Origin of the sequence: Halomonas sp. IOP_31 (assembly GCF_021151495.1) — a bacterium.
GTDB lineage: Bacteria > Pseudomonadota > Gammaproteobacteria > Pseudomonadales > Halomonadaceae > Modicisalibacter > Modicisalibacter zincidurans.
The window spans coordinates 1-14749 of sequence record NZ_JAIRBP010000049.1 but is presented as its reverse complement, the minus strand read 5'-3'; the positions used below and the strand labels follow the sequence as shown (position 1 = coordinate 14749).

Sequence of the window (14749 nt, the reverse complement as noted above, 5' to 3'; positions counted from 1 at the left end):
ATGACGACGACCCGGCCCCCTACAGCGTGGTGAACTTCCCGACACTGGCGGCGGCAAGCGGCAGCGCGACGAAATCGACACTAATTTTTAACGATCTGTCCGAATCAGGTTGACAGGTTCCAGTAGCGGAATAGCGGTCAGGTGCAGCGATTTGTTGGGCGGAAGATCCGAGCGCATGGGAACTGCCGCAAAACGATTCGGGCGCGACCAGTCGAAGCAAACCCAATCCGGCCCCATGATGGCCCACTCTTCCGTTAAGCGGCACCAATACCCTGCCTCTGCGGCTCATATTGATTACGTTGTGTTCCTGACGAGAACGTTGTCGACGCGACGAGGTGCAAATGGAGTGTTTCATGTAGGTTTTGGAAAATCGGCTTGCCGCCGCCGTACACGACGGGCTGAACCACGATCGCATAACTGTCGATCAGTCCGGCTCTGGAGAGGGCCTGAGCGAATCCGGCACCTCCCCAAGCAATGATTTCGCCACCCGGCCGACTCTTGAGTGCCCGAATTTCCTCGTCCAGATCCCCGCGCGCTATGGAGGACTCAGGCCAAGTGGCCTTGTTGAGAGTTTTCGAAAATACAACCTTTGGAATGTCGTTCATCGGTGCAGCGTAGTCGTCGGTCGAGGCAGGCCAGAACCTTTCCATTTCTTGATAGGTCACACGACCCATGATATGTGTACTGGCGCGACGAATTCGACTCAGCTTCCAACGCTTCAGTTCAACGGGTTCCGGTATCCCACCTGCATGTCCGTTCGGGGCCACGACGTAGCCATCGATTCACGCCGTCATGATCAACACTACGTTACGCATGTCAGTTTTCTCCATTTATGGCGCTCTATCGAGAATCTTCGACAAGGTATAAGCGAACGCCTAACGCCTGCCATCACCGGTGACAAAACCGCAGCGAAGCGGAGGGTTTGGCATCCGGTGCATGGCCTGGTTAGCTACCGATCCTCATGCAATCGACCTTCCACATACTTGTGAAGAATGCTGGCAACCAGTGTTTGGTAAGGAATACCTTCGGCAAGAGCTCTCTTCTGGAGCCCCCGGAGATCCTTGGAAGAAAGCCTGATGTTGATGCGTGCATCTTTCTTGAACATCGCCTCGGCGTACTGTTGATGCCGCGCTTTCCTATCTTCAATGTCTGACGCTCGCTGCAGTTCTCCTGCATCAAATGCGTCCAGAATTTCCTGCTCTTCTTTATCCAGCCTGCTCATTTTGGACCTCCCAAATAGGTTTTGGTCGCTTTCCGGCTCGGAATGATCGTTTTCAGAAAAACCTCATCCTCCGACTCCACGAAGGGTACCAAATAGGCATACCCCTCTATCTCAATCACATGGATTTGCTGGCCCGGATACCGTTCCTGATTCGGATGCTCGAACGTATCCAGGATACCCCCTACCGAGATATGCAAAACTACATCCTCGAAAGAGATATTCCGTTCCTCTTGGAGAAGCCTGTTCTTCTCTGGGTTCCAAGTGATTGGTTTCATAAGTCGGAGTGTAGCACATTGTGTGCTTTATGTGCTCAGGAGCTAACGCCGGAATTCAGCCGACGACAACCCGCGCAGCGGGTTGACGGTCGGCTGGAATGAATTGTTAGCCTCCAACTCGGGACTTCTTTAGAGTAGATGCGATGAGTTGCTTGCAACCGAACCAGCCCCAGTAGATTCTGTGATTTGTAATCTTGTAGCCAGAAATTTGCATGACCTCAAGAATGTCGGTTTGATCACCTTCAGGCGTTCCCCTCGGGTATTCCCAAATTAGAGTGTCGCCATTTATGAAGTATTTGCCTGTTCGATACCAACGGACCAAGTCGTTGGGCCTTCGTTTAGTGCCTTCCTCCAAGAAGCGGACAATCTCCGACCGCCCCCGAAGAACGCCCGAGTCTTGATCCAGGATGGCAGGCACAAGCGGGCTTTCAAAGATGGCATCCTCGGCGTACAAATTGATGAGAGACGGAACGTCTCGACCCTTGGCATATTCATGCCACTTCTCGTAGATGGTTTCAAATTCGTTCATGCTTCTCCCATGAAGGCTAACGCCCGGCTCACGCGCCGGTTTGGAGCCGCGAAGCGGCGGAAAATCGGTCGCTGTGCAGCCGATTGTTATGCCAAAAGTTCCGCGAAATCAACGGCAAACTCCTGTTCCAAGTACTTCACAGTTTCTGGCTGACCGTCCAGCGAGGCTCGAACGAGCTGCGAGGTAAACAATCCATTCTTTGGTTTCCATTTTGCCTCATTTCGCGGAACAGTGCTGATCCAATCGACGAGAGCCACATACTCCGACTTATCGAGATCGTTCGAGTTTTCCGAAATATTTGGACATACCAGTTCTTTCTGCAAAAGCGGGATGCCACCGACCAGAACGTCACGAACCGGCCTCGCGCTTTGAGTAATTTGGCCAACCCCAACAAAACCGTGGCGCTTAAGATATGCTGCAACGAAATCCCCTGCCTGCAAACCTAGCATGGCATCCCGGAACCTTGGCGCCTGCCCTGCGGAGATAAACCCATGGGAAACATAGTCATCCCAGTTGCGGTGCGGACCTTCCCCAACGTTGTAGTAATACAGTCCATTTTGAAAATCGAAACCCGAAAGATACTTGTGCAGGGAGTCGTGTGGGCGAAAATTGTCTGCGTAGTGGCCCGATGAAATATTCGTCAACTGCTTGCCTAGCTTCCATAGCAGCGTCTTCTCAACGAGCAATGCATCGTGTCCCGAAAGATTACGAGCGATCACCCTGATGATTGGCTCTAACCCTTCTTTCTTGATGGCTTTTATCCGTCTGGATTTTTCACTATCTGAGTCATCATTCAGGTGAGCGTGTTTTCTCGATCCTTTACCTTTTCCATAGTAAAACTCCTCGAAATTTCGAGGGTCAATGTACACGTAGACGTAATAATTACTCATAGCACCCCAGGGCATAACGCTAGCCAGCATGCGCGCCTTTGTAGTGGAGGCGAAGCCGCAACGAAAAAGGCGTCGCCGTGCCTGGCATGGTTATACAGACTTTGCCACCAACATTTCGGTAGCACCTTTTTGAAACCGGTAGCTAACAGGCTGCAACGAGACATCAATACCATTTGCGGATAATGCCGTCATGACCTGATCCAAATGCTTCGAGATATTTCCATCCAGCGATACAACAGGAAAGACGCGAACCTCAGACGCAACTCTGCATAGCTCCCGCATTGATTCCAAGTGAGCCGCCCCATCTACATGGTCACTGTAGAGAAAAAGATAGTGGGAGCAGAGTGCTAAATCGAATTCGGAGTCAGGAAACGGCAGCGAAGGCAACGATGCTGATACATACCGCCCTTGCCGGCAACCCGCATCAAAGTCGGACAGGAACCTCGACATGGCCTTCATCCGGACTTCGCCAAGCTGCTCGACGCTACTCAGTGACTCCCAGATGAAGTTGTCTGCGCCCTGGTGCATTTTAGCCATTATTTCCGGGTACACGTCGTCAATCCGGTGTCGTATTTCGTCAGCCTGGAACTGGTATACCGGATCACAAGACGTGACCTGGCACCCACGGTCTGTTGCCTCTACATTGAAGCTCGCCGGGCCATCACCACAACCAAGGATACGCTTGCTCAGGTCACCCTCGGATAATCCAAACATCCCCTGATATTCTTCAAAAGACCGGCCCCATGGGACTACCTTGGTTAACTCCAAACCTGACTCTCCTTAGTCTGTATAACGCCCAGCTCACCGCGCGATGTGATGTTGGCGACTTTGCTGCGTGTTTTTGCAGGAAAGGTGCAAACATTACAGAGTCCGGTGGAGCTGTTTGTTAGCTGAATTTAGATGATATAGCGCCATTGGCTAATTACTTATTAAGCAACGACGCCAAAGACACTACCTACTACTGCAGTTAAACCCATGGCAAGAGCTCCCCAAAAAGTTACTCTAAAGGCACCAACAGCAATTGATGCTCCACCAGCACGAGCTGCAAGTCCGCCAAGAACTGCTAAAAATACTAGAGATAACACAGAAACAGCTGTTATTAATAAGTTTCCAGGAATAACCCAAGCCACTAATAGTGGAAGCGCAGCTCCTACTGTAAATGTACCAGCCGAATAAAAAGCAGCTTGAACTGGCTGAGCGCTAACTGTTTCTGATATACCTATTTCATCTCTGGCATGCGCCCCTAAAGCATCATGCGCCATTAACTGTTCAGCTACTTTTTCTGCTAATACAGGTTCGAGCCCTCTATTTTCGTATATTTTTGCGAGTTCATCTTTTTCAAACTCAAAATTATTGGCTAATGATTTTTTTTCTAGTGCAAGGTCAGCACTTTCTGTATCTGACTGAGAGCTTACAGATACGTACTCACCTGCTGCCATTGACATCGCACCTGCAACTAGGCCAGCAATACCAGCTAAAAGAATGCTTTCCTGTGATGAGCTTGCTGCCGCCACACCAATAATAAGGCTAGCTGTAGATACGATACCATCATTGGCCCCTAAAACTGCCGCTCGCAACCAGCCTACTCTATGAGATCTATGCATTTCATGGTGTGTCATTTATTACCTCGATATATTTTTCAGCTAACAGGTATTAGACGGCGCGTTTTATGATTGGACCAACCTGCCGGAACGTTGGTCCACTAAATATAGCTTACCATTTACCGTCTAATTCAATGATTTTAAAGAAAACTAATTATAATTCGGCTACCTATGCGGGGGTAGCGCGCTTGCACGTCCTGCCAGCACCAATAATACTGTATGTATATACATAACAACTAGAGGATAGCCGTATGGATGCGCACCGCAAGCCTCCAAAGCTAATGGACCGGGTGAAGGCCACCATGAGGGTGAAACGCTACAGCCCACGTACCGAGAAGACCTATTGCTACTGGATACGCTACTTCATCCGTTTCCACGGGACCCAACATCCTGCCAGCATGGGAGCTTCCGAGGTGCATGCTTTCCTGGAACACCTGGCAGTGGAGCGGCATGTGGCGGCGGCCACGCAGAACCAGGCCCTGAACGCCCTCGTGTTCCTGTATCGCCATATCCTTGAGCAGCCCTTAGGAGATATCGGTGAATTCTCACGCGCCAAGCGGCCGCGCCGGCTACCCGTGGCCTTATCCCATGAGGAAGTGATGCGCGTGATCGGCTTCCTATCGGGTTACATGCACCTGATGGGAACCTTGATGTACGGATCAGGATTGCGACTCATCGAAACCTGCCGCCTACGCGTTCGGGATATCGACATCGAACGCCAGGTCATCACAGTGAGGGCCGGCAAGGGCAACAAGGACAGAACTACGCTGCTTCCTGCCACCTGTATCCTTACCCTGCGACAGCAGATCGCTACTGCCGAGCAACAACTTAGCTGCCGTCTGCAGCATGGTAGTGTGCCGGTAACCTTGCCCGATGCACTGGATCGCAAGTACCCAAACGCAGGGACTTCCCTGGCCTGGCAATGGCTGTTCCCGGCCAGCCGCCCCTGCTGTGACGATGCCGGAAAAGTCGTGCTTCACCACATTCACCCATCGGCAGTGCAAAAAGCAGTCAAGCAAGCGATGAAATCGGCAAGACTGCCTCGTCCAGGCTCTTGCCACACACTGCGACACAGCTTCGCTACCCAATTACTGAGTCAAGGCACAGATATCCGGACGGTGCAGGAGCTGTTGGGACACAAGAGTCTCGAAACGACTCAAATCTATACTCATGTGCTAGGAAAGGGGTTCGCCGGCGTGCGCAGCCCACTGGGTTAAGCGGTTAAGCCCTGATCCACGAGACGCTACCGCCCCTACCCGGTAGAATTGATGATGATTCGCATCATCCCTAGTGCGGCAGTCCCTGCGTACTTCTTGGTTGCGTAAGCCATCTTTAGTAGCTTTTTCCTAACCGTAACCAACCGTTACGCTGAGGGCAACGCCAACGAAAATATGAGGTGGAAATAAAAACCCCTAAGGCTGGATATCCAACCTTAGGGGCATTTCAACAGCGGAATCGCTCTCCCGCCGCGGCTTGACACTCAGCGGTGCAGGTCGAAGCGGTCGTTCTCCATCACCTTGACCCAGCCCTTGACGAAGCGGTCAAGCATTCGCTCTTCGCCACCGTCAGCGGCGTACTCCTCCGCAATGGCGCGTAGCTGCGAGTTGGAGCCGTAGACGAGATCGACGCGGGTGGCGGTCCACTTCTGCTCGCCCGTTGCCCGGTCCTTGCCGACGAAACACTCTTCGTTCTCGTCGGTCGGCTCCCAGACGGTACCCATGTCGACGAGATTAACGAAGAAGTCGTTGGTCAGCTGTCCTGGCCGGTCGGTGAGGATGCCCTCGTTGCTGTCACCGACATTGATGCCCATGACGCGCATGCCGCCAAGCAGCGCAGTCATCTGCGGTACGCTGAGGTTGAGCATGAAGGCGCGGTCGACCATCAGGTGCTCGGCGGGGATGGCGGTCGCCTGGGGTTGCATGTAGTTGCGGAACGCATCGTGCCTCGGCTCTAGGAAGGCGTGCGTGTCCACCTCGGTCATTTCCTGGGTCGCGTCGGTACGCCCCGGAGTGAACGGTACCGTGATGTCGTGGCCGGCCGCCTTCGCCGCCATCTCGACCCCGACACTGCCGCCCAGCACGATCATGTCGGCCAGCGAGATGTTCGCCTCGGAGGCGTTCCTGAGCTGCTCGAGGCGGTCGAGCACCTCGGGCACGCCGGAGCGCACGTTGACATCCCAGCCGGCCTGCGGCTCGAGGCGGATGCGCGCGCCGTTGGCGCCGCCGCGGTGGTCGGTCTGGCGGTAGGTGCAGGCCGAGGCCCAGGCGGTGCCCACCAGTTGCTTGGCGGTGAGGCCGGAGTCGGCAATCTGCCGCCTGAGCGTGGCGATCTGCGCGTCACTGACCAGCGGCCCCTGGTGTTCGGGCACCGGGTCCTGCCAGATGAGAACCTCGGCGGGCACCTGCGGGCCGAGATAGCGCGCGCGTGGCCCCATGTCGCGATGCAACAGCTTGTACCACGCGCGAGCGAACTCGTCGGCAAGCACGTCCGGGTTCTCGTGGAACTCTTTGACGATCTCCAGATAGGTCGGATCGGTGATCATCGCCATGTCGGCGGTGTTCATCACCGGCGGATTCTTCTTGCCTTCGACGTGGGCGTCGGGCACCCAGAAGCCTTCCTTGACCTCGACCGGCTCCCACTGGCTCGCGCCGGCCGGCGACTTCTTGACCTCCCACTGATGGGCGAAGATGGTGTTGAGATAGGAGTGGTCCCACTTGGTCGGCGTCGGGGTCCAGGCGCCCTCGAGCCCGGACGTCACCGTGTACTCGCCGAGGCCGGTCTCGTGCTTGTTGGCCCAGCCGATGCCCTGCTGATGGATTTTCGCGCCTTCGGGCGCCTCGCCGACGGCATCCGCCGGCCCGTTGCCGTGCATCTTGCCGAAGGTGTGGCCGCCGACGGTCAGCGCGGCGGTCTCGCGGTCGTTCATGCCCATGCGCGCGAAGGTTTCACGCACGTCCTGCGCGGACTTCATCGCATCCGGAACACCGTTGGGGCCTTCGGGGTTGACGTAGATCAGCCCCATCTGCACTGCGGCCAATGGGTTGTCGAGCACCCGGTTGCCGTCCTCCCACGAGCCGGTGTAGCGCTCGTCGTTGGTGGCCAGCCACTCGGTCTCGGGGCCCCAATAGATGTCGTCCTCGGGCGCCCATATGTCGGCGCGGCCGAACCCGAAACCGAAGGTGCGAAAGCCCATCGTCTCGAGCGCACGATTGCCGGCGAAGACCAGCAGGTCGGCCCAGGAGATCTTCTCGCCGTACTTCTTCTTGATCGGCCAGAGCAGCCGGCGAGCCTTGTCCAGATTGCCGTTGTCGGGCCAGCTGTTGAGCGGCGCGAAGCGCTGCGCGCCGGTGCCGCCGCCACCGCGGCCGTCGACCGCTCGGTAGGTCCCCGCCGCGTGCCATGACATGCGAATGAAGAACGGCCCGTAGTGGCCCCAGTCGGCGGGCCACCATTCCTGCGAGTCGGTCATCAGCGCGTCGACATCGGCGCTCAGCTCGTCGACATCGAGCTGCGAGAACGCCTCGGCGTAGCGGAAATCGGCGCCGAACGGGCTGGCGTCGGGATGCTTCTGATGCAAAATGTGGAGGGTGAGCTGGTCGGGCCACCAATGCTCGTTGCCCTGCAATCGGGGGGTGGTGCGTGCGGCCCACTCCGGGCGTGTAGGCTTGTTATCGGACACAGTCTTCTCCTCGGCTAGCTTGTGGCTCACAGAGCATTTGAGCCAGCAATTCTGGATCGCCTTATGGTTTCTCGCGCACCTTTCAGAACGTAAAAAGGATAAACGGATTCCATGAAAACGACGTCTATTCATTGAAGATTTCAACTGCTAAATCGTCAAGCAGGGAGAAGCTTTAGCCACGATAGGAATAGCCTATGAGGGCAGTCACTTAGGCAGAAAATGGCTTGAACGACCCGCCTTTGTGTCGGGTGCTGGCCTCGGGCGACGTGGCATGCCGTTCATTACAGAAGCCGCCAGTCGGGATGAATTACGCGGGGCTCTGCTCCGGCCCAGCGTCGCCCAGCATGCTTTCCAGCTCGCTTTCGTTGACGCCGAGCATCTGCAGGATGTTGCGCTGAGCGGCGTTGAGGATGTGCTGGCGTTCCTGCTCGCCAGGCAGGCTTTTGGCGATGGCCACGGCGCCGACCAGCGAAGCGAGAATGACCCGGGACTTGTCGGCGATAACCTCGCGATCGGGTTCGAAAGGCAGTTTCTTGAGCCGACTAAGCGCGATGAGACGGGTTTCCAGCATCTTCTTCATGCGCAGGTAGGATGCTTCGAACAACGTGCGGATCTCGGCGTTCTCGTTGCCGATCTCGTTGAACAGCACCGTCTCCGGCCCCGGCTTGTGCTTGCGTTCCAGTTCCTGGAGGTTCCAGCAGTTGGAGACCAGCTCAGTGAGGTGCTTTACCGACAGCGGACCCTTGACCAGCCGCGCCGCACGGCTGCTTTCCAGGGTTTCCCGCACCGAGGCGTGATAGAGCGCTTCCTTCGAGGCGAAGTGCGCATAGAACGCCCCGTGGGTCATCTTGGCCAGCTTCATGATCTGGCCTATCGAGACCTTCTCGAAGCCTTTGCGGCTGAACAGCTCGATCGCGGACGTGAGGATGCGCTCCCGCGATTTGGCCTTGTGGTTGGTCGAGTAGGGCATGGCGTTTCACACTCCCACGCTGAATATTACCTTGATCATATCAAGCCCGGTGCTAGCGTGGCGCAAACTCAAGCTGTTCAGGAAAACCAGCATGCAATCACCGCTCGTCATCACCGGCATGGGCATGGTCAGCCCGCTTGGTTGCGGCGTCAAGGCAGGCTGGGAGCGCCTGCTGGCCGGCCGCTCCGGTGTCTCCCCGATCACTCGGTTCGATACCGGCGAGCTGCCGATCAAGATTGCGGGCTCGGTGCCCGCCATCGCCGACGATCCACAGGCCGGCCTCGACCCGGATCGCGTGGCCGATGCCAAGGAACGCCGCAAGCTGGAGCTGTTCAGTATATATGCCATGGCTGCCGCCGAAGAGGCACTGATCCAAGCCAACTGGTTCCCGGCCAGCGATGCGGAGCGGCTGGCCACCGCCACCATCGTCGGCTCCGGCATCGGCGGCTTCCCCACCATCACCCAGGCGCAGAACACGCTGTCGACGCGCGGCCACCGCCGGCTCTCGCCGTTCACCGTGCCGGCTTTCCTGGCCAACCTGGCGGCGGGCAATGTGTCGATTCGCCATGGCTTGCGCGGGCCGCTGGGTTGCCCGGTGACCGCCTGTGCGGCGGGCGTGCAGGCCATCGGCGATGGCATGCGCCTGATCCGCAGCGGCGAGGCTGACGTGGCCCTGGTGGGCGGCGCCGAAGCCTGCATCGACCCGCTGTCGCTGGCCAGCTTCCATGCCATGAAGGCGCTCTCCACCGAGCAGGACAATCCCGCCAGGGCGTCGCGCCCCTTTGACCGGGCACGCAACGGCTTCGTGATGGGCGAAGGCGCGGGGCTGTTGGTGATCGAAAGCCTGGCCCACGCCGAGGCACGCGGGGCAACGCCGCTGGCGATGCTCAGCGGCTACGGCACCAGCGCCGACGCCCACCATATCACCGCCGGCCCGGAAGATGGCGCCGGGGCCGCGGCGGCCATTCGGGCGGCGCTGAAGATGGCCGGACTCACTCCCGCCGACATCGATCACATCAATGCCCACGCCACCTCGACTCCGGTCGGCGACCGCGCCGAGATCGCGGCCCTGCGCAATGCCTTCGGCAAGGCCCTTTCCGGCATCCCGATTTCCGCGACCAAGTCGGCCACCGGCCATATGCTCGGTGCCGCCGGCGGCGTGGAGAGCATCTTCTCGGCGCTTTCGGTCATGCATGACCGCCTGCCCCCGACCCTGAACCTGGAAAATGCCGACGAGGATCTGCACGACCTGGACTTCGTCTCGGGCGCGGCACGCGAGCATCACGGCCGGCATGTACTGTGCAACGGCTTCGGCTTCGGCGGGGTGAATGCCGCGCTGATCGTCAGCAAGATGTAGCGGCGGCACGGCTGGCGCTTATTCGTAATGGCTCCATAACCGGAGGACTTTAACCACCCCCTCGTCGTCGAGGACTTGGTAAACGAGCCGATGCTGGATATTGATCCTGCGTGAATACGCCCCCGCGAGATCGCCAACAAGCTTCTCGAACGAGGGCGGTTTTCTAAATGGATCCTCTGAAATCAAGGCAAGCAGTTCTTGCGCCTTGGGCTTCAGGCCGCTAGCTGCCAGTTTCTTGGCGTCTTTTTGAGCCTGCTTGGTGTAAACCACTTTCCATGTCACCAGTCCAACTCTCCATCACACTCACCGATGGGAGTCTCCATACCCTCACGGATCGATTCGCGCATGCCGGGAACGGACAGCAGAAACAGCGTCTCCTGAATAGCCTGCCAGTCTTCTTCGGAAACCAGAACAGCCTTGTTCCGCTTGCCCATGATCACCAGCGGCTGGTGAGATTCGGCTGCTTCATCAATGAGTCGATAAAGATTGCTACGCGCCTCCGTTGCCGTAATGCCCGTCATGACGCACCTCCGATTTGGTAACTTTCAATCAATGTACGCCTTTCAGTACGTTCGTCAATACGTACGCAAAGAATAACGGCGGCGATTAACTCGGCAACAAGGCAGACGAAGAGATGATGCGTTTAGGGGGATAGCCGTCCATGAAGCTACGTGATGAAGTCCCTATGAATCAGGCGTTATCTTCGCGACGCACTTCTGTTTCATCCGTGGGCGCCTCCTCCTGTTCAACGTTGCCAGGCACCTCGTCGCGATCCACAGTCCGGGTAGCCACTTCGCTATCTACCTCATCAAACGCCGAGCGCAATACCTCGTTCTCGCTATCCATGTCAATGTTGCCCTGGAAGGCTGCTCCATCCTCCAACGCCAGGCAGGGCGTGATGATCGTACCCACGATATGCGCCGAGCGATGTACGGTGACCTTTTCCGAGACATCAGACGCCCTTTGACGCTACCGGCAACATGCAGCGTCTGCGCATAGATATCGCCCTTTACGCGGCCGGTGTTACCAATGCTGACCCTGTTGCACTTGTACTCGACCGTGCCCGTCACCTGACCATCGATGATGAGTTCTTCGGCGCCGACGACACTGCCCTCGATGCTGGTCTGGGCGCCGATGATGGCGGGTCGCATACCGCTACTACGCGACTCATCCGCACTAGAGGATCGCTGTGGCTGTGCAGGCGACGATACCGTACGGTCGGCAGGGACACTGGCGGGCTTGTGCTTGCTGAACATGGGATAGGCTCCGGGTCGCATGAGGATAATCGCACACTGGCGGATATTGCCTGGCCTATATCGGATCAAAGCGAGGGTTAACCAGCGAAAATGCCGGGTAGTCGCTGTCTATCAGCGTTTGGCAACCCACTTATACTGACGGTGGGCATCCCACATCGATCAAGAGGTTACTATGGGGGGCGGAGCGTATTGTTCACCTTGGGCATTGTGGCGCTCATCGATGTCGATGCCGGTGATGCGCAGGCGCTTGCACTTCACCAGATCGGCATTGGCCAGCAGCGCACCCGCCGTGCCGATGCCCACATCCAGCACGGCGGCACCCTCGGGTACGCGCTTCAGCACTTCCGCGTACCAGCGGGGCGTGAGCCTGAGGATGAGGGTGTCGTAGATGAAGCTGCGCATCGCGGCTCCCGCTCCGGCTATACGGCGGCCTTGGCAGCACGCGCCGCGTGCAGCTTCTTGTAGCTTTCGATCAGCCGCTGGTGTCGGTCGATGCCTTCCAGCTTCATGCTGGTAGGTGTCAGGCCATGAAAGCGCACCTCGCCGGTTACCGAGCCGACCGCGGCATCCAGGGTCTCGGCGCCGAACATGCGCCTGAAGTTGTAAAGGTAGTCGTCCAGTTCCAGTTCGTCGTCCAGCGTAACTTCCAGCACCACGAGAACCGCCTGATAGAACAACCCCCGCACAACGGTGTTGTCGTTGAACTGCAGGAACATCTCGACCTGGTCCAGTGCGTCTTCGTGATTCCCGAGCGCCAGGTGGATCAACAGCTTCAGTTCCTGGATGGTCAACTCGGACCAGACGGTGTTGTCGTCGAACTCGATGCCGATTAGCGTGACGATCTTCATCTGCTCGTCGAGCTCGCTCTCCTCCAGGCGTTCAAGGAGATCGGCCAGCTGCGCATCGTCCAGGGAGTGCAGGTTGAGAATGTCCTCGCGGAAGGCCAGCGCCATGTTGGTGTTGTCCCAGACCAGATCCTCCACGGGGTAGACCTCGGAATAGCCGGGCACCAGAATGCGGCATACCGGCGCGCCCAGGTCTTCATGGATGGCCACGTAAGCTTCCAGGCCTTCCTCCTCGAGGATGTCGAACAGCCGATCCGCTTCCTCGTCGGTGGAGCCCGCGAAGTCCCACTCGCAGAACTCAACGTCGGCGCGGGCGCTGAAGAAGCGCCAGGAGATCACCCCGGACGAGTCGATGAAGTGCTCGACGAAGTTGTTGGGCTCGGCCACCGCCTGGGAGTTGAAGGTGGGCGGTGGCAGGTCGCTCAGGCCCTCGAAGCTGCGCCCCTGCAGCAGCTCGGTGAGGCTGCGTTCGATCGCCACCTGCATGCTCGCGTGCGCGCCGAACGAGGCGAACACGCCACCGGTTTTCGGATTCATCAGCGTGACGCAGGCCACCGGGAACTGCCCACCAAGCGAAGCGTCCTTGACCAGTACCGGGAAGCCCTGCGCTTCCAGTGCCTCGATGCCTTCAACGATTTCGGGGTATTTTGCCAGCACTGCCTGGGGCACGTCGGGCAGCACGATCTCTTGCTCGATGATCTGTCTCTTCACCGCCCGCTCGAATATCTCCGACAGGCACTGCACCTGCGCCTCGGCCACCGTATTGCCGGCACTCATGCCGTTGCTCAGATACAGGTTCTCGATCAGGTTCGAGGGGAAATAGACCGTCTCGCCGTCCGACTGGCGCACGAAGGGCAAGGCAACGATGCCGCGCTCCACCTTGCCGGAGTTGGTGTCGATCAGGTGCGAGCCGCGCAGTTCGCCGTCCGGGTCATAGATCGCACGGCAGTGGTCATCCAGAATGCCTTCCGGCAGCTCATCATTCGGCCCAGGCTGGAACCACTCCTCGTTCGGGTAGTGGACGAACGCGCTCGCGGCGATCTCCTCGCCGAAGAATTGATCGTTGTAGAAGAAGTTGCAGCTCAAGCGCTCGATGAACTCGCCCAGCGCCGAGCAAAGCGCGGCTTCCTTGGTAGCGCCCTTGCCGTTGGTGAAGCACATCGGCGAAGCGGCATCGCGAATGTGCAGCGACCACACGTGCGGCACGATGTTGCGCCACGAGGCGATCTCGATCTTCATGCCGAGCTTTTCGAGAATGCCTGTCATGTTGGCGATGGTCTGCTCCAGCGGCAGATCCTTACCCTCAATCCAGGTATTTCCCCCTTCGACACCGTTTTTGGCATTAGTGCCCATCAGCAGCGCCTGGGCGTCCTCGTCGATGTTCTCCACCGTCTCGATCTGGAACTCGGGATTGTTCTGAATCACCCGTTTGACCGAGCAGCGCTCGATGGAGTGCAGGATGCCGGCGCGATCCTTCTCGGACATATCCTCCGGCAGCTCCACCTGGATCCTGAAGATCTGGTTGTAGCGGTTCTCCGGGTCGACGATGTTGTTCTGCGACAGCCGGATGTTCTCGGTAGGGATGTCCCGCGCGTTGCAGTACACCCGCACGAAGTAGGCGGCACACAGAGCCGACGAGGCCAGGAAGTAATCGAACGGCCCCGGCGCGGAGCCATCGCCCTTGTAGCGAATCGGCTGGTCGGTGATGACGGTGAAGTCGTCGAACAGCGCTTCCTGACGCAGGTTGTCGAGATAGTTGACCTTGATTTCCATGAACTGAGCCGGGTTGGTGACTTTCGGCGCGCTATAGGCGGGGAGTCAACCATTATCCCGATTTTGCCGCCTTGCGTCTTGGATGGCGGGAAAATCCGGTAACCAGCGCTCAGCCTCGGCGTTTTTTTGTGATGGCTCAAATCCTGACGTGAGCGAGAAAACATTCACGGGCGGGAAGGACACGACCCACCGCTATCGCGCCCCAGCTTTCTCGCGCACCCACAAAAAAAAGGTTCATCGCACTTTGCCGGGAAAAGCGGCCCGGATCTTCAGGAAGAAGTACGCCGTGTCACGGTACCCGTAGGCCATCCGTTTGATGACCTTGATCCGATTGTTCATGCCCTCCAGCACA

16 protein-coding genes are annotated in these 14749 nt (G+C 57.8%); 2 read left to right on the top strand and 14 right to left on the bottom strand.

Features of this window, described 5'->3' with window-relative positions; all coding sequences use genetic code 11:
* Positions 1 to 254: 254 nt before the first annotated feature.
* The 6 genes from K7I12_RS16435 to K7I12_RS16410 form a co-directional block, all read right to left on the bottom strand.
* Positions 255 to 782: a dihydrofolate reductase family protein gene (locus tag K7I12_RS16435; RefSeq protein ID WP_328286638.1), complete on the bottom strand. Its 528-nt coding sequence runs from the start codon at positions 780 to 782 to the stop codon at positions 255 to 257.
* Between the two features lie 167 nt (positions 783 to 949).
* Positions 950 to 1222, bottom strand: coding sequence for a CopG family antitoxin (locus tag K7I12_RS16430; protein ID WP_031383183.1), 273 nt, complete (start codon positions 1220 to 1222; stop codon positions 950 to 952).
* A gap of 381 nt (positions 1223 to 1603) precedes the next feature.
* Positions 1604 to 2026 (bottom strand): nuclear transport factor 2 family protein, encoded by a 423-nt coding sequence (locus tag K7I12_RS16425; protein WP_031383181.1) that lies wholly within the window; start codon positions 2024 to 2026, stop codon positions 1604 to 1606.
* Positions 2027 to 2112: 86 nt separating this feature from the next.
* Positions 2113 to 2916 (bottom strand): GIY-YIG nuclease family protein, encoded by an 804-nt coding sequence (locus K7I12_RS16420; protein WP_031383180.1) that lies wholly within the window; start codon positions 2914 to 2916, stop codon positions 2113 to 2115.
* A 90-nt stretch (positions 2917 to 3006) separates the two neighbouring features.
* Positions 3007 to 3684 (bottom strand): class I SAM-dependent methyltransferase, encoded by a 678-nt coding sequence (locus K7I12_RS16415; RefSeq protein ID WP_031383179.1) that lies wholly within the window; start codon positions 3682 to 3684, stop codon positions 3007 to 3009.
* 161 nt (positions 3685 to 3845) lie between these two features.
* Positions 3846 to 4535 carry a VIT1/CCC1 transporter family protein gene (locus tag K7I12_RS16410; RefSeq protein WP_016898901.1) on the bottom strand — a complete coding sequence of 230 codons (690 nt, stop codon included), beginning with the start codon at positions 4533 to 4535 and terminating at the stop codon, positions 3846 to 3848.
* Between the two features lie 233 nt (positions 4536 to 4768).
* Between K7I12_RS16410 and K7I12_RS16405 the strand changes: the two genes are divergently transcribed.
* A complete protein-coding gene (locus tag K7I12_RS16405; RefSeq protein ID WP_031383178.1) occupies positions 4769 to 5734 on the top strand; it encodes an integron integrase in 966 nt (321 codons plus the stop codon).
* A 263-nt stretch (positions 5735 to 5997) separates the two neighbouring features.
* Here K7I12_RS16405 and katG read toward each other — a convergent pair whose 3' ends face one another.
* Positions 5998 to 8196, bottom strand: coding sequence for a catalase/peroxidase HPI (gene katG / locus K7I12_RS16400; protein WP_031383177.1), 2199 nt, complete (start codon positions 8194 to 8196; stop codon positions 5998 to 6000).
* 307 nt (positions 8197 to 8503) lie between these two features.
* Positions 8504 to 9166 carry a TetR/AcrR family transcriptional regulator gene (locus K7I12_RS16395; RefSeq protein ID WP_031383176.1) on the bottom strand — a complete coding sequence of 221 codons (663 nt, stop codon included), beginning with the start codon at positions 9164 to 9166 and terminating at the stop codon, positions 8504 to 8506.
* 91 nt (positions 9167 to 9257) lie between these two features.
* Between K7I12_RS16395 and fabF the strand changes: the two genes are divergently transcribed.
* Positions 9258 to 10523 (top strand): beta-ketoacyl-ACP synthase II, encoded by a 1266-nt coding sequence (fabF, locus tag K7I12_RS16390; protein ID WP_031383175.1) that lies wholly within the window; start codon positions 9258 to 9260, stop codon positions 10521 to 10523.
* Positions 10524 to 10541: 18 nt separating this feature from the next.
* On the opposite strand, the gene K7I12_RS16385 is transcribed toward fabF, so the two are convergent.
* The 6 genes from K7I12_RS16385 to K7I12_RS16360 all read right to left on the bottom strand — a co-directional run.
* Positions 10542 to 10805 (bottom strand): Txe/YoeB family addiction module toxin, encoded by a 264-nt coding sequence (locus K7I12_RS16385; protein WP_031383174.1) that lies wholly within the window; start codon positions 10803 to 10805, stop codon positions 10542 to 10544.
* On the bottom strand, positions 10802 to 11044 hold the full coding sequence (locus tag K7I12_RS16380; protein ID WP_031383173.1) for a type II toxin-antitoxin system Phd/YefM family antitoxin: 243 nt from the start codon (positions 11042 to 11044) through the stop codon (positions 10802 to 10804). The genes K7I12_RS16385 and K7I12_RS16380 overlap by 4 nt, the downstream gene beginning before the upstream one ends.
* A 279-nt stretch (positions 11045 to 11323) precedes the next feature.
* A complete protein-coding gene (locus tag K7I12_RS16375) occupies positions 11324 to 11674 on the bottom strand; it encodes a bactofilin family protein (RefSeq protein ID WP_231664706.1) in 351 nt (116 codons plus the stop codon).
* A 264-nt stretch (positions 11675 to 11938) separates the two neighbouring features.
* Complete coding sequence (locus tag K7I12_RS16370; RefSeq protein WP_031383172.1) at positions 11939 to 12181, bottom strand: hypothetical protein; 243 nt, start codon at positions 12179 to 12181, stop codon at positions 11939 to 11941.
* 17 nt (positions 12182 to 12198) lie between these two features.
* A complete protein-coding gene (locus K7I12_RS16365; protein ID WP_031383171.1) occupies positions 12199 to 14397 on the bottom strand; it encodes an OsmC domain/YcaO domain-containing protein in 2199 nt (732 codons plus the stop codon).
* Positions 14398 to 14631: 234 nt separating this feature from the next.
* Positions 14632 to 14749 (bottom strand): transposase (locus tag K7I12_RS16360; protein ID WP_138143452.1); only part of this gene is annotated, 118 nt, incomplete at its 5' end.

What these genes read in the sequence shown, in the direction of transcription:
- K7I12_RS16430 (WP_031383183.1), bottom strand. Translation starts at nt 1,222, where the DNA reads ATGAGCAGGCTGGATAAAGAAGAGCAGGAAATTCTGGACGCATTTGAT.
- K7I12_RS16380 (WP_031383173.1), bottom strand. Translation starts at nt 11,044, where the DNA reads ATGACGGGCATTACGGCAACGGAGGCGCGTAGCAATCTTTATCGACTC.
- K7I12_RS16375 (WP_231664706.1), bottom strand. Translation starts at nt 11,674, where the DNA reads ATGCGACCCGCCATCATCGGCGCCCAGACCAGCATCGAGGGCAGTGTC.
- K7I12_RS16405 (WP_031383178.1), top strand. Translation starts at nt 4,769, where the DNA reads ATGGATGCGCACCGCAAGCCTCCAAAGCTAATGGACCGGGTGAAGGCC.
- K7I12_RS16410 (WP_016898901.1), bottom strand. Translation starts at nt 4,535, where the DNA reads ATGACACACCATGAAATGCATAGATCTCATAGAGTAGGCTGGTTGCGA.
- K7I12_RS16370 (WP_031383172.1), bottom strand. Translation starts at nt 12,181, where the DNA reads ATGCGCAGCTTCATCTACGACACCCTCATCCTCAGGCTCACGCCCCGC.
- fabF (WP_031383175.1), top strand. Translation starts at nt 9,258, where the DNA reads ATGCAATCACCGCTCGTCATCACCGGCATGGGCATGGTCAGCCCGCTT.
- K7I12_RS16425 (WP_031383181.1), bottom strand. Translation starts at nt 2,026, where the DNA reads ATGAACGAATTTGAAACCATCTACGAGAAGTGGCATGAATATGCCAAG.
- K7I12_RS16420 (WP_031383180.1), bottom strand. Translation starts at nt 2,916, where the DNA reads ATGAGTAATTATTACGTCTACGTGTACATTGACCCTCGAAATTTCGAG.
- K7I12_RS16365 (WP_031383171.1), bottom strand. Translation starts at nt 14,397, where the DNA reads ATGGAAATCAAGGTCAACTATCTCGACAACCTGCGTCAGGAAGCGCTG.
- K7I12_RS16395 (WP_031383176.1), bottom strand. Translation starts at nt 9,166, where the DNA reads ATGCCCTACTCGACCAACCACAAGGCCAAATCGCGGGAGCGCATCCTC.